The sequence below is a fragment of the Zarconia navalis LEGE 11467 genome (assembly GCF_015207075.1).
GTDB classification, from domain to species: Bacteria; Cyanobacteriota; Cyanobacteriia; order Cyanobacteriales; family Geitlerinemataceae; genus Zarconia; species Zarconia navalis.
Genome location: NZ_JADEXN010000074.1, coordinates 1 through 13,278, shown reverse-complemented (window position 1 = coordinate 13,278; position 13,278 = coordinate 1). Strand labels below are relative to the sequence as shown.

The 13,278-nt window shown below is 52.9% G+C and carries 10 protein-coding genes; 4 read left to right on the top strand and 6 right to left on the bottom strand.

Annotated features, from left to right (window positions below; genetic code table 11):
• Positions 1 to 1,524: B12-binding domain-containing radical SAM protein (locus tag IQ235_RS05950; protein ID WP_264320577.1), on the top strand; the 1,524-nt coding region annotated here is incomplete at its 5' end.
• Between the two features lie 111 nt (positions 1,525 to 1,635).
• Here IQ235_RS05950 and IQ235_RS05945 read toward each other — a convergent pair.
• From IQ235_RS05945 to IQ235_RS05925, 6 genes are all read right to left on the bottom strand, one after another.
• Entirely contained in the window at positions 1,636 to 2,052 is a 417-nt protein-coding gene (locus tag IQ235_RS05945) for a hypothetical protein (RefSeq protein WP_264320576.1), read from the bottom strand.
• A 91-nt stretch (positions 2,053 to 2,143) separates the two neighbouring features.
• On the bottom strand, positions 2,144 to 2,350 hold the full coding sequence (locus IQ235_RS05940; RefSeq protein ID WP_264320575.1) for a hypothetical protein: 207 nt from the start codon (positions 2,348 to 2,350) through the stop codon (positions 2,144 to 2,146).
• Entirely contained in the window at positions 2,307 to 2,420 is a 114-nt protein-coding gene (locus IQ235_RS18905; RefSeq protein WP_405196648.1) for a hypothetical protein, read from the bottom strand. Before IQ235_RS18905 ends, IQ235_RS05940 begins: the two co-directional genes overlap by 44 nt.
• A 278-nt stretch (positions 2,421 to 2,698) precedes the next feature.
• Entirely contained in the window at positions 2,699 to 4,156 is a 1,458-nt protein-coding gene (locus IQ235_RS05935) for a glycoside hydrolase family 13 protein (protein ID WP_264320574.1), read from the bottom strand.
• A 403-nt stretch (positions 4,157 to 4,559) separates the two neighbouring features.
• Positions 4,560 to 4,982 (bottom strand): tetratricopeptide repeat protein, encoded by a 423-nt coding sequence (locus IQ235_RS05930; RefSeq protein ID WP_264320573.1) that lies wholly within the window; start codon positions 4,980 to 4,982, stop codon positions 4,560 to 4,562.
• 100 nt (positions 4,983 to 5,082) lie between these two features.
• Entirely contained in the window at positions 5,083 to 5,439 is a 357-nt protein-coding gene (locus IQ235_RS05925; protein ID WP_264320572.1) for a HesB/IscA family protein, read from the bottom strand.
• An 850-nt stretch (positions 5,440 to 6,289) separates the two neighbouring features.
• On the opposite strand from IQ235_RS05925, the gene rpoB reads away from it, so the two are divergent.
• The 3 genes from rpoB to IQ235_RS05910 all read left to right on the top strand — a co-directional run.
• Positions 6,290 to 9,604 (top strand): DNA-directed RNA polymerase subunit beta, encoded by a 3,315-nt coding sequence (gene rpoB / locus IQ235_RS05920; RefSeq protein WP_264320571.1) that lies wholly within the window; start codon positions 6,290 to 6,292, stop codon positions 9,602 to 9,604.
• A gap of 43 nt (positions 9,605 to 9,647) precedes the next feature.
• A complete protein-coding gene (locus IQ235_RS05915) occupies positions 9,648 to 11,519 on the top strand; it encodes a DNA-directed RNA polymerase subunit gamma (RefSeq protein ID WP_264320570.1) in 1,872 nt (623 codons plus the stop codon).
• A gap of 119 nt (positions 11,520 to 11,638) precedes the next feature.
• A partial coding sequence (locus tag IQ235_RS05910) for a DNA-directed RNA polymerase subunit beta'' (RefSeq protein ID WP_264320569.1) occupies positions 11,639 to 13,278 on the top strand: 1,640 nt, incomplete at its 3' end.

The window sequence follows — 13,278 nt, the reverse complement described above, 5'->3', positions numbered from 1 at the left end:
AAAATTCTAGAATTAGTCGATCGCAAAGTGTTGCTGCCGCCGCTGGGATTGGTGACGGTGGCGGCAATTTTACCTCAAGAATGGGAGTTTAAACTCGTCGATCGTAATATTCGCCCGGTGACTGAAGAAGAATGGGAGTGGGCGGATCTGGTGCTGATTTCGGCGATGATCGTCCAAAAAAGCGATTTTATCGACCAAATTCGGGAAGCCAAACAACGGGGGAAGCCAGTGGCGGTGGGGGGACCCTACCCGACTTCAGTGCCATCGGAAGCTGAAGAGGCGGGGGCGGATTTTTTGGTGCTCGATGAAGGGGAAATTACTCTGCCGATGTTTGTGGAAGCGATCGAACGCGGGAAAACTAGCGGCACGTTCCGCACAACCGAAAAACCCGCCGTCACCACCACTCCCATCCCTCGCTTCGATTTATTGGAGTTGGATGCTTACGATTCGATGTCGGTGCAGTTTTCGCGCGGCTGTCCGTTTCAGTGCGAGTTCTGCGATATTATCGTCCTCTACGGTCGCAAACCGCGCACGAAAGACCCCGATCAACTGTTGCGGGAGTTGGATTATCTCTACGAGTTGGGATGGCGGCGCAGTATTTTCATGGTTGACGATAATTTTATCGGCAACAAACGCAATGTAAAATTACTGCTAAAAGAACTTAAAGTTTGGCAAGAAGAGCATCAGTATCCGTTTGGATTTAATACGGAAGCATCAGTAGATTTAGCTGCCGACCCAGAACTAATGGAATTGATGGTAGAATGTAATTTTAACGGCGTTTTCTTAGGAATTGAAACTCCCGATGAAGAGAGTTTAAAATTAACGAAAAAGTTTCAAAATACTCGCACGTCTCTGACCGATACGGTGGATGCAATTATCCGAGCGGGATTGCGACCGATGGCCGGGTTTATTATCGGGTTCGATGGCGAAAAACCCGGCGCGGCATCGAGAATTATTCGTTTTGTGGAAGAAGCGACCATTCCCACAGCCTTGTTTGGCATGTTGCAAGCTTTGCCCAATACGGCTCTCTGGGAGCGTTTGGAAAAAGAAGGGCGTTTGGTGAAAAGCGATCGCCAAGATATCAATCAAAGTACGTTGATGAATTTTATCCCCACCCGCCCGATCGATGAATTAGCTCAAGAATTTATTGAGGCGTTCTGGGAACTTTACGATGCAGAAGCTTTCTTAGATCGGACTTATCGCTGTTTTCTCAAATTAGGCTCGCCCAAGTTTAAAGCACCTTCAAAACTTCCTAGTTGGATCGATATTCGCGCCTTGACGATCGTGATTTGGCGGCAGGGTTTCAAACGCAGTACCCGCTGGAAATTTTGGCATCATTTGTTCGGTATTATCAAGCACAATCCCCAGGTTTGGGACTACTATTTGACGGTTTGCGCCCACAACGAGCATTTCTTAGAATACCGCCAAATCGTGCGAGACGAAATCGAACGTCAGTTGGCGGAGTTTAAAGCACAAAACTCGATCCAAAACTGGCAAAAAGAAGTAGAAGCGATCGCTCCGTAATAAACACAAGAACAGAAGCAGGGGTTAACGAGCGCCAACCCCTTCTTTTAAGGGTATCGCCGTGCAACAGGTGATGATAAAACACTGTTGTACCGATTGAGATCTACCGACTTATTCTTTTTCCTCGTTATCTTCAGATGTCAAGAGCGGAATTTCACTGATGGTCAATTCTTCAATGAGTTCGCGCGTTAAGCCTTTTTCTTCAAGTTGGCTTAGGAGTTTGTCGAGCTGCCACCATACCAGTCCGCTGCTGAGTAATGCTGTGGGTAAGGCAATGAGATAGGCAATTTCGGGGGGGATACCGAAGATGGTTAAGCCGGAGGCGAGGAAGACGCAAGCACCCACCGTCGAGCCGAGAAATGGGAGCTGGAGTTGGGAGCCTCGGAGCGATGCGAGGATACGGCTAGATCTATTTTTCGACCATTCAGAGAGCGATCGCGCCAAGGTATAGTAGATGGCACTCCCGGAGGAAATTCCGATGAAAATTCCGGCGAGCACCAGGAAATAGGGGGGTTGAGAATAGTACATATTTATGGTGTTTTGATTGCGTTATTGTTAAGTTTAGCGATCGGTTCTCATGCGATATGATACCAGTTTTCATCGCGCCCCCAGTTTAGCCTCATGGGAAATCTTCGGCACCGATGGCGCTCCCATCGATTTGCACGAGGATGGCGAGAATTTCTCCGGTACTGGCGATGCGAATGAAAATTTCGCTGCCAATTGAAGGCATGGTGAGGAGATCGTCTCCATCATTACCCAAAAGAGTATCGCGCTCTCGTCTGCTATATAGCATATCGTGCCCTTTGTCTCCTAGCGAGCGTGTCATCTCCTCCGTTACTGTAGAGGACATCGTTTTCGATATTGGCGAACAGCCAATCGTCACCGTGCTCCCCCAGAAGTGAGGGGAAGACAAGGGAATAATATCAAGTTCGGATGATTAGTCACAATTGGGCGCGATTGCCTGAAAACTTCTCTATTTCTTTCCTCCCCTGCTCCCCCTGCTCGTCTAACGAGGAATTATAAGTTTTTAACCGAACTTGATATAAGGCAGAGGAGAAAGGCGCGGCTGGAGATCGGGTGACGCAGCGCTCGAAGAAAATCGGCAAGAATAACGATTCTCCTGGTGTTCGTTGTCCGTTCGTTCGCTTCTATCAAACTGCGCACCCCACAATCCTTAACCCACAACGCATCCAGTGCGAGCGGTTAATGTTACGCTCACATGGGGGACTCCCCCTTCTAAATGTTGGGAAAATTCTCCCGTTCCGTACAGCAGCGTTGCCTTGGGCGATAACCCATCGCATTTAAAACTTACCGTTGTGGCTTCCGTACCAGCATTCACGATGACAACGAGGGTTTGTGCGGGTAGACTGCGGGCAAAAGCGTACGTCATCCCTTCGGCAAACAGCACGCGATATTCCCCCGTTCGCAACGCCCGATTCTCGTTGCGCAAGGCGATCGCTTGTTTGTACGTCTCTAGCACCTGCCGATTCCATCGTTCGGTTGGAGGAAAGGTACGGCGAGAGTCGGGATCGCGTCGACCGCTCAAACCGACTTCGTTCCCGTAATAGACGCAAGGCGCGCCGGGAAACGTCATCATCAGCAACACGGCGAGTTCGTGGCTGGGGATATCTTCATTCACCACGCTCGTAATCCGGGCGGTATCGTGACTGTCGAGTAGGTTGAGCTGCGCCAGGTGAATTTCCCAGTCGTAGAGGTCGAGCAACTGTTCGATTTTGGTTTGATATCCGGCGGCATTTAAGGGTGGATAGGGTTCGTAGGCGGGTTCCTCGACCAGCTCCTTGACGACTCGATCGCCCCCGGCAAAGGCGATTGTCGGACCGGTAAATAAATAGTTCATCACTCCGTCGAACTGGGTTCCATCGAGCCACTCTCTCGAATCCCCCCACACCTCGCCGACGATGTACGCTTCGGGGTTTACGGCTTTGACTCGATCTCGAAACTCTTGCCAAAAACCGTCAGCGGTAATCTCAAAGGGCACATCCAACCGCCAGCCGTCAATGCCAACTTTCAGCCAATATTCAGCCACCCGCATGACGTATTCTCGTACATCGGGATTGTCGTGGTTGAACTCCGGCAAGGCACGATTGTTCCACCAGCCGACATAATTTGCGGGTTTGCTACCGTCGTAGGCGGATAGGGGCCAGCCTTTGATTTTGAACCAGTCTAACCATGGAGAGTTCGGCCCGTGTTCGAGGATATCGTTGAAGAAATAGAAACCGCGACTGGCATGGTTGAACACGCCATCGAGAACCACGGCAATATTCCGTTGATGAGCGTCTTCAAGGAGGGCGCTAAAGGCTTCGTTGCCCCCTAAGATCGGATCGACTTGGTAGTAGTCGTGGGTGTGATAGCGGTGATTGCTGGCGGACTGAAAAATTGGGGTGAAGTAGAGGGCCGTAATTCCTAAGTCTTGTAAATAATCGAGTTGCTCGATAACGCCCCATAAATTGCCCCCCTTATAGCCTTGAAGCGTGGGAGGAGAATCCCAATTTTCTAAAGCGGCGGTAGTGGAAGGAACCCGAGTTTGTCGGTCTTTGCCTCGAGCAAAGCGATCGGGAAAAATTTGATAGAAAACGGCGTGTTTGACCCAGTTGGGGGTTTGAATTTGCATGAATGTGTCGGTAAATGCTCTTGATGGATACTTATAGATATTTTCTGAAGGTTGGGTGTGGGGATAGGACTGAGCCTCCGTACGGGACAAAACAGGTATGAGAAAACATAGTAAGATCTCCTAAGCTTTTGCCTCACAAGCTTTTAAACGAGATTTTTTCAACCAGCTGCTGCATATGAGTTTCAGTTTTTTGTCTTGTACGAAAAGCAAAACGAAAAAACCGAGTTACCATTCAATCGTCAAATCGAGCGCTGAGTGTGAGAACGAACGATCGCCCCTTCAATTCGATCCGATGGAATTGAAGGGCATTACCCATGACTGAGGAAATCCGAAAACGGGACCGGTTCCCCGTTTGCCATGTTTGACTCGAGGAGCGATCGTCCCCCAGTTGAGGAAAACGGTTTTATGCTTCCAAGATCCAGCTTTGTACTCGTTGCAAGCTTTTCCAATCTGGCTTGCGGTTCAATCCATCTTCAAAATTTTTCTGAATTTCCGACCGCCACTCGGAAGAGACCATCATCAGTTGGATGGCACGATCGATTTGTTCGCGAACGCCTTTTTGTTTGCTCTCAATACTCGCAATTGCCAAGTTGACTCGCGCTTGGGGATCGTCGGGATTGAGTTTGACGGCTTTGCGAGCGGCTTTGTACGCCAAAAGGGGTCGATCGTCGAGTAGGTACAGCCACGCCAGACAAGTCCAAGCCGAGCTGTTTTTGCGGGCACTATCGCAAATGTCTTTGAAGACGGGAATGAGAGTGCTGGGGTCTTCTCCTGCTTGATAGCGCTCGATTGCGTCGTTAAAAATTTCTTCAGATTTTAAAGCCATTCGCTTCGATCGGGATTTCGTCTCTTAAACTTGGGTAAAAATCGAATAGAGACGCTCCATCGGAGCGTCTCTACGGGATTGTTGAGATGCCGTTTCGGAACTAAGCCGAAAAAGACTTGCCGCAGCCGCAACTTTGGGAGGCATTGGGGTTGCTAAATTGGAAGCCGCCACCAATAAGGGCATCGCTGTAATCTAGAACCAGACCGTAGAGGTACAGCATACTTTTGGGGTCGCACACGAGCTTGAAACCATCGTAGTCGAACACTTCATCTTTTTCGTCGATGCTGCTCGACTCAATAAAGTCCATCATGTAAGACATCCCAGAACATCCGCCCTGGCGTACGCCCAGGCGCAAGTATAACTCTTTTCCTTGCTTGGCACACAACGATTTAATTTGGTCGATGGCGGCATCGGAAATTAGGATGCCTCGCTGCGCGGAAGATATGGTTTGTGTCATGGGTGATTCAAACTCCCAATTTTATAGTTCGGTCGAGGGGTTTGGGGAGGTCGCGTCCCGCTTGCCCGCAAACCGACTTTACATTCTATTTTAAAAGAAGGGACTCTCTCCCCCGATGCTAAGCCGCCACGCATTTTATTTTGATAGAGCAACCCAAGCCAGTATAAGGTGTTAGGCGCTCGGTCATTTAATTTAGATGCGCTTTAAGCGACAACAGATCGAAACTCCAGTGGGGTTCTAGCGTTGTTGGCTCTCGAACCGGGCGGGCGTTCGCTCCCTATCATCTTATAGTGCTTCTCGATCGCGCGCTCGAGATCTTAGACGATCGTGCCGTTAGAGTCTGGAAGTTAAAAGGATTTGAGGTGGATAGACCCTCGAGTCTTATAGATGGCTTTTGGATTTTAACGGTCATCGAATGAGTTGCATACTATATAATAGTAACGATATCAAAATCAACTTTACTTTGGCTGTTTTTTCCGACAGCAAAGTCGATCGAAACTCCCACAGGAGATAAGTGCGAGCAAAATTGGGCAACGGGCTAGAGAAACGGGCAAAATCCTCAAAACCAATTTCAGACGCGATCGCTTTTGGGCGCTCGGCTTGGTAAGATAGCTAAGAGCCTCGTCCGTTCCCTATAAGTTTGCTGCCCACTCTCGATCGCCCCCAGCACATGTGTCAACCCCAGTTCATCTCGGTCTGTTCTGAAAACCGTAACTAAACTGCATCACTCTTCTCGTTAGGGTCTTTGCCTCAAAGACCCCAATTTGTCATTGAATTGACATTGCTTTACAAAAAATAGTAAGATCCATAGCCTGCTGGATAGTGCCCATCGAGTTTCTCAACAACACGCATGACTAATCAAAGCAAGACGACCCCCGCGTTTCACCTACCCGATTTAGTTGAAATCCAGCGAGCGAGCTTCCGTTGGTTTTTGGAAGTTGGCTTGATCGAGGAACTCAACAGTTTCTCTCCCATCACCGATTATACAGGCAAGCTCGAGTTGCACTTCGTGGGCAAAAAATACAAACTCAAGCAGCCCAAATACAACGTCGATGAAGCCAAGCGACGAGATAGCACCTATGCCGTGCAAATGTACGTTCCCACGCGGCTGATCGACAAAGAAACTGGAGAAATCAAAGAGCAGGAAGTTTTTATTGGTGATTTGCCCTTGATGACCGATCGCGGCACCTTTATCATCAACGGAGCCGAGCGAGTCATCGTCAACCAAATCGTGCGTTCTCCGGGGGTCTACTACAAGCCCGAGACCGACAAAAACGGGCGACGGACCTACAACGCATCCCTGATTCCCAACCGAGGCGCGTGGCTCAAGTTTGAAACCGACAAAAACGACTTAGTGTGGGTGCGCATCGACAAAACCCGCAAACTCTCCGCCCAAGTCTTGCTCAAAGCCCTCGGTCTTGCCGACAACGAAATTTTCGATGCCTTGCGCCATCCGGAATACTTCCAAAAAACCATCGAAAAAGAAGGACAGTTCAGCGAAGAAGAAGCGCTCATGGAACTGTATCGCAAGTTGCGTCCGGGGGAACCCCCCACGGTAACCGGCGGGCGATCGCTCCTCGAATCCCGCTTCTTCGATCCCAAACGCTACGACCTCGGGCGAGTGGGGCGCTACAAACTCAACAAAAAGCTGCGCCTCAACGTCCCCGATACCGTGCGCGTTCTCACCCCCCAAGATATTCTCTCGGCGATCGACTACCTGATCGATCTCGAATACGATATGGGAGAAACCGACGACATCGACCACTTGGGAAATCGCCGGGTGCGATCGGTTGGAGAACTGCTGCAAAACCAAGTGCGAGTCGGACTCAACCGCTTAGAGCGGATTATCAAAGAGCGGATGACCGTCTCCGAATCCGACACCCTCACTCCAGCATCTTTGGTCAACCCCAAACCCCTGGTTGCCGCCATCAAAGAATTCTTTGGGTCTTCTCAGCTCTCCCAGTTCATGGATCAGACCAATCCCCTGGCCGAGCTAACCCACAAGCGGCGCTTGTCGGCCCTCGGCCCGGGCGGTTTGACGCGGGAGCGTGCCGGATTCGCCGTGCGGGACATTCACCCCTCCCACTACGGACGCATCTGCCCGATCGAAACCCCAGAAGGGCCCAACGCCGGTTTGATCGGCTCTTTGGCCACCCACGCGCGAGTCAACGGCTACGGCTTCATCGAAACCCCCTCCCGGCGCGTTCAAGAGGGGCGAGTGCTGCTCGAAGAGCATCCCATCTATATGACCGCCGATGAAGAGGACGACCTGCGGGTTGCCCCTGGGGACGTCACCGTCGATGAAAACGGTTATATCCAAGGGGAAACCATCCCAGTTCGCTACCGTCAGGATTTCAACACCTCCACCCCCGACCAAGTGGACTTCGTTGCCATCTCGCCGGTGCAAATCATCTCCGTGGCCACCTCCTTGATTCCCTTCTTGGAGCACGACGATGCCAACCGCGCCCTGATGGGGTCGAACATGCAGCGCCAAGCCGTACCCCTACTGCGTCCCGAGCGTCCCCTGGTGGGAACGGGACTCGAAGCTCAAGCCGCCCGAGATTCCGGGATGGTGATCGTCAGTCGCACCGATGGGGTCGTCACCTACGTCGATGCCCAGCGGATTCGCGTGCGAGCCACTTCCGCCGATCCCCTGCGTCACAACGGCGAGGTTCCCAAAGAGGAACTCGAATACGTCCTTCAAAAGTACCAGCGCTCCAACCAAGATACCTGTCTCAACCAACGCCCGATCGTCTTTGAAGGAGATGAAGTGGTTGCCGGTCAGGTGCTTGCTGACGGTTCGGCCACTGAAGGGGGGGAACTGGCCCTGGGTCAAAATATTCTCGCAGTTTATATGCCCTGGGAAGGCTATAACTACGAAGATGCCATCCTCATCAGCGAGCGGTTGGTCTACGACGACGTCTATACCAGCATCCACATCGAAAAATACGAAATCGAAGCGCGGCAAACCAAACTCGGACCTGAAGAAGTTACCCGCGAGATTCCCAACGTCGGGGAAGATGCCCTGCGCCACCTCGACGAAACCGGCATCATCCGCATTGGCGCTTGGGTGGAAGCTGGGGATATCCTGGTGGGGAAAGTGACTCCCAAAGGAGAATCGGATCAACCCCCAGAAGAAAAACTCCTACGAGCGATCTTCGGGGAAAAAGCCCGCGACGTGCGCGATAACTCCTTGCGCGTGCCCAATGGCGAGAAAGGTCGGGTGGTCGACGTGCGTGTGTTCACCCGCGAACAAGGGGACGAACTTCCCCCCGGAGCCAACATGGTGGTACGGGTCTACGTCGCCCAGAAACGCAAGATTCAGGTGGGCGATAAAATGGCCGGTCGCCACGGCAACAAAGGGATTATTTCTCGAATTTTGCCCATCGAGGATATGCCTTATCTCCCCGACGGCACCCCCGTCGATATCGTTCTCAATCCGTTGGGGGTTCCCTCTCGGATGAACGTGGGACAAATTTTTGAATGCTTGCTCGCCTGGGCCGGAGAAAATCTGGGGGCGCGGTTCAAAATCGTGCCCTTCGATGAAATGCACGGGGCGGAAATGTCGCGGGAAACCATTAACACCAAACTGCAACAAGGGGCTAAACGTACCGGAAAAGACTGGATTTTCGACCCAAACCATCCCGGAAAAACCGTCGTGTACGACGGCCGCACCGGAGAGCCGTTCGATCGCCCGATTACCGCCGGCAAAGCCTATATGCTGAAGCTGGTTCACCTGGTAGACGATAAGATTCACGCCCGCTCCACCGGACCCTACTCCCTGGTCACCCAGCAGCCCCTCGGCGGTAAAGCCCAGCAAGGGGGTCAGCGCTTCGGGGAAATGGAAGTGTGGGCGCTCGAAGCCTTCGGCGCGGCTTACACCCTGCAAGAGCTGCTGACGGTCAAATCCGACGACATGCAAGGACGCAACGAAGCCCTCAACGCGATCGTTAAAGGGAAAGCCATCCCTCGACCGGGGACGCCAGAATCCTTTAAAGTGCTCATGCGAGAGTTACAGTCGCTGGGTCTGGATATCGCCGTTCATAAAGTCGATACCGCCGAAGATGGAACCTCTCGGGATACCGAAGTCGATCTGATGGCCGACGTATCGAACCGTCGCGCTCCCTCTCGCCCGACCTACGAATCCATGACCAACGAAGAGTAAGCCCCAACTTTTGCAACTCCTGACAACCGATCGTAACTAAATTATGGCCAAGCTAGAACAGCGGTTCGATTACGTTAAAATTGGCATTGCCTCCCCAGAGCGCATCCGGGGCTGGGGCGAGCGCACCCTTCCCAACGGACAAGTGGTGGGGGAAGTCACCAAACCCGAAACCATCAACTATCGCACCCTCAAGCCCGAAATGGATGGGCTGTTTTGCGAGCGCATTTTCGGACCCGCCAAAGACTGGGAATGCCACTGCGGTAAATACAAGCGGGTGCGCCACAGGGGGATCGTCTGCGAGCGCTGCGGGGTTGAAGTGACCGAATCGCGGGTGCGCCGCCACCGCATGGGTTATATCAAGCTTGCCGCCCCCGTGGCTCATGTTTGGTATCTCAAGGGAATCCCCAGCTATATTGCCATCTTGCTGGATATGCCCCTGCGAGACGTGGAGCAAATCGTTTATTTCAATGCCTACGTCGTCCTCAACCCCGGTAATGCCGACAACCTTTCCTACAAGCAGCTGCTGCTCGAAGATCAATGGATCGAAATCGAAGAGCAGCTCTACGATGAAGACTCGGAACTGGCGGGAATTGAAGTGGGAATCGGCGCCGAAGCCCTCCAACGTCTGCTCCAAGATCTCGATCTCGAAACCACCGCCGAAACCCTGCGCGAAGATATTGCCAATGCCAAAGGGCAAAAACGCGCCAAGTTGATCAAGCGGCTGCGGGTGATCGATAACTTCATTGCCACCCAATCCGATCCATCTTGGATGGTGCTCGAAGTCATCCCCGTAATTCCTCCAGATTTGCGCCCGATGGTGCAGCTCGACGGCGGGCGATTTGCCACCTCCGATTTAAACGATCTGTACCGGCGGGTGATCAACCGCAACAACCGCTTGGCAAGGTTGCAAGAGATCCTCGCCCCGGAGATTATCATCCGCAACGAAAAGCGGATGCTCCAAGAAGCCGTGGATGCCCTCATCGATAACGGTCGCCGGGGACGGACGGTGGTGGGAGCCAACAACCGACCGTTGAAATCCCTCTCGGACATTATCGAAGGCAAACAAGGTCGTTTCCGCCAAAACCTACTGGGTAAGCGGGTAGACTATTCCGGACGGAGCGTGATCGTCGTCGGACCCAAACTGAAAATTCACCAGTGCGGGCTGCCTCGGGAAATGGCGATCGAACTGTTTCAACCCTTTGTCATCCATCGTCTGATCCGCCAGGGACTCGTCAATAATATCAAAGCCGCCAAAAAACTGATTTCTCGCAACGATCCCAACGTTTGGGACGTACTCGAAGAAGTCATCGAAGGTCATCCCGTGATGCTCAACCGCGCGCCCACCCTGCACCGTTTGGGAATTCAAGCTTTCGAGCCGATTTTGGTCGAAGGACGCGCCATTCAGTTACATCCGTTGGTGTGTCCGGCGTTCAACGCTGACTTCGACGGCGACCAAATGGCCGTTCACGTGCCCCTATCCATGGAGGCTCAAGCGGAAGCTCGGTTGTTGATGCTCGCCTCCAACAATATCCTCTCTCCGGCCACCGGTCGCCCGATCGTCACCCCGAGTCAGGATATGGTGCTCGGATGCTACTACCTGACAGCCGAAAACCCGGCGGCCGCTAGCGAGCGCGAACGAACCTTTAGCAACCTCGACGATGCAACGATCGCCTACGAGCAAAAGCAAATCCAGTTACATACCTATGTTTGGGTTCGCTACGACGGCGAAATAGACAGCGCCGATGGAGAAATCGAACCCCTTGAGATTCAAACCTCTGACGAAGGTGTCGTCACCAAAATTTACTCCGACAGGCGTCAGCGCTGGGATGCCCAGGGCAATCTCCTGACTCAGTACGTTCGCACCACTCCCGGTCGGATTATTTACAATCAAGCGGTGGTTGAAGCCTTGAGCTAACCCTACTCCTAGACCTGAGTTGAAGACCTCCAGCCTGGGGAAGTGACCTCAACCTGCCTGCGGGTGTGCGATCGCGATCGCACACCATCACCCCCATTAGCCCTTAGCCATTAGCCAACATGATCTTTCGCAACCGAGTCGTAGATAAAAAACAACTTCGAGCCTTGATTGCTTGGGCATTTACCCATTACGGAACCGCGCGCACTGCTAAAGTGGCAGATGCCCTCAAAGATTTGGGCTTTCGATACGCCACCCGCGCCGGCGTTTCAATTAGCGTGGAAGATTTGCAGATTCCCCCAAGCAAACAGCAGCTTCTCGCCACCGCTCAAGAAGAAATTGACGAGACCGAGGCTCGGTACACGCGCGGAGAAATCACCGCAGTGGAGCGATTCCAGAAGGTGATCGATACCTGGAACATTACCAGCGAAGCCCTCAAAGATGAAGTGGTCAGTAACTTCCGCAGCACCGATCCCCTCAATTCCGTCTACATGATGGCATTTTCCGGCGCGCGGGGTAACATCTCTCAGGTTCGCCAGCTCGTGGGGATGCGAGGGCTAATGGCAGATCCCCAGGGACAAATCATCGACCAACCTATCAAAACCAACTTCCGGGAAGGATTGACGGTTACCGAATACATTATTTCCTCCTACGGCGCTCGTAAAGGTCTTGTAGATACGGCCTTGCGAACGGCCGATTCGGGCTACCTCACCCGCCGCCTGGTGGATGTTTCCCAAGATACGATCGTCCGAGAAATCGATTGCGGTACCGAGCGCGGCATCGTCGTTCGCGATATGACCAGCGGCTCTAAAGTCCTGATTCCCCTCAAAGATCGGCTTTTGGGTCGGGTATTGGCTCGAGATGTGGTCATCGGCGGTCGGACGATCGCCAAGCGCAACCAACCGATCCCCGAAGATCTGTGTCTGGAATTCGGTCGCGAAGGTGTCGTTGAAGTGATTCTTCGATCGCCCCTCACCTGTGAAGCCGCCCGCAGCGTTTGCCAGCACTGCTACGGCTGGAGTCTGGGTCATGCCAGTTTCGTAGACTTGGGCGAAGCCGTGGGAATTATTGCCGCTCAAAGTATCGGCGAACCCGGAACCCAGCTCACCATGCGCACCTTCCACACCGGAGGCGTATTTACCGGAGAAGTGGCAAGCCAAGACAAAGCCCCTGTGGATGGCACGGTTAAATATGCGAAAAACCTGCGGGTGCGACCGTTCCGGACCCGCCACGGCGATGAAGCCTTCACCGTGGAGCAAGGGGGCGACATCGAAGTGATTCCCACCAAAGGTAGCAAATCCGCTCGCTTTAGCGTTTCTCCCGGCGGCACCCTATTGGTCCGCGACGGTCAGACCGTGGTGAGCGAACAAGTCCTCTCCGAAGTTCCCGTGGGCGGAACCACCCGTAAAACCACTGAAAAAGCAACCAAAGACGTTGCCACCGACCTGGCTGGGGAAGTCAAATTTGCTGATATCGTCCCCGAAGAACGGCAAGATCGTCAGGGGAACACCACAACCATCGCCCAGCGGGGTGGATTGGTCTGGGTGCTATCGGGGGAAGTCTACAACCTGCCGCCGGGCGCCGAACCGATGGTGAAAAACGGATCGGGGGTCAAAGGCGGTAGCGTTCTGGCGATTACTCAAACCGTCACCGAGTATGGAGGAATCGTGCGGATTCCCCCCCCAGATGAGTCCCGCATCCGGGATACGAATGAAGAATCCCTCATTCCCCGCGAAGTGGAAATTGTGACCGCATCCGTGTT

Bases quoted from the DNA above. Each gene is read 5' to 3' on its own strand.
- IQ235_RS05945 (WP_264320576.1), bottom strand. From the start codon at position 2,052: ATGTACTATTCTCAACCCCCCTATTTCCTGGTGCTCGCCGGAATTTTC.
- rpoB (WP_264320571.1), top strand. From the start codon at position 6,290: ATGACTAATCAAAGCAAGACGACCCCCGCGTTTCACCTACCCGATTTA.
- IQ235_RS05935 (WP_264320574.1), bottom strand. From the start codon at position 4,156: ATGCAAATTCAAACCCCCAACTGGGTCAAACACGCCGTTTTCTATCAA.
- IQ235_RS05940 (WP_264320575.1), bottom strand. From the start codon at position 2,350: ATGACACGCTCGCTAGGAGACAAAGGGCACGATATGCTATATAGCAGA.
- IQ235_RS05930 (WP_264320573.1), bottom strand. From the start codon at position 4,982: ATGGCTTTAAAATCTGAAGAAATTTTTAACGACGCAATCGAGCGCTAT.
- IQ235_RS05925 (WP_264320572.1), bottom strand. From the start codon at position 5,439: ATGACACAAACCATATCTTCCGCGCAGCGAGGCATCCTAATTTCCGAT.
- IQ235_RS05915 (WP_264320570.1), top strand. From the start codon at position 9,648: ATGGCCAAGCTAGAACAGCGGTTCGATTACGTTAAAATTGGCATTGCC.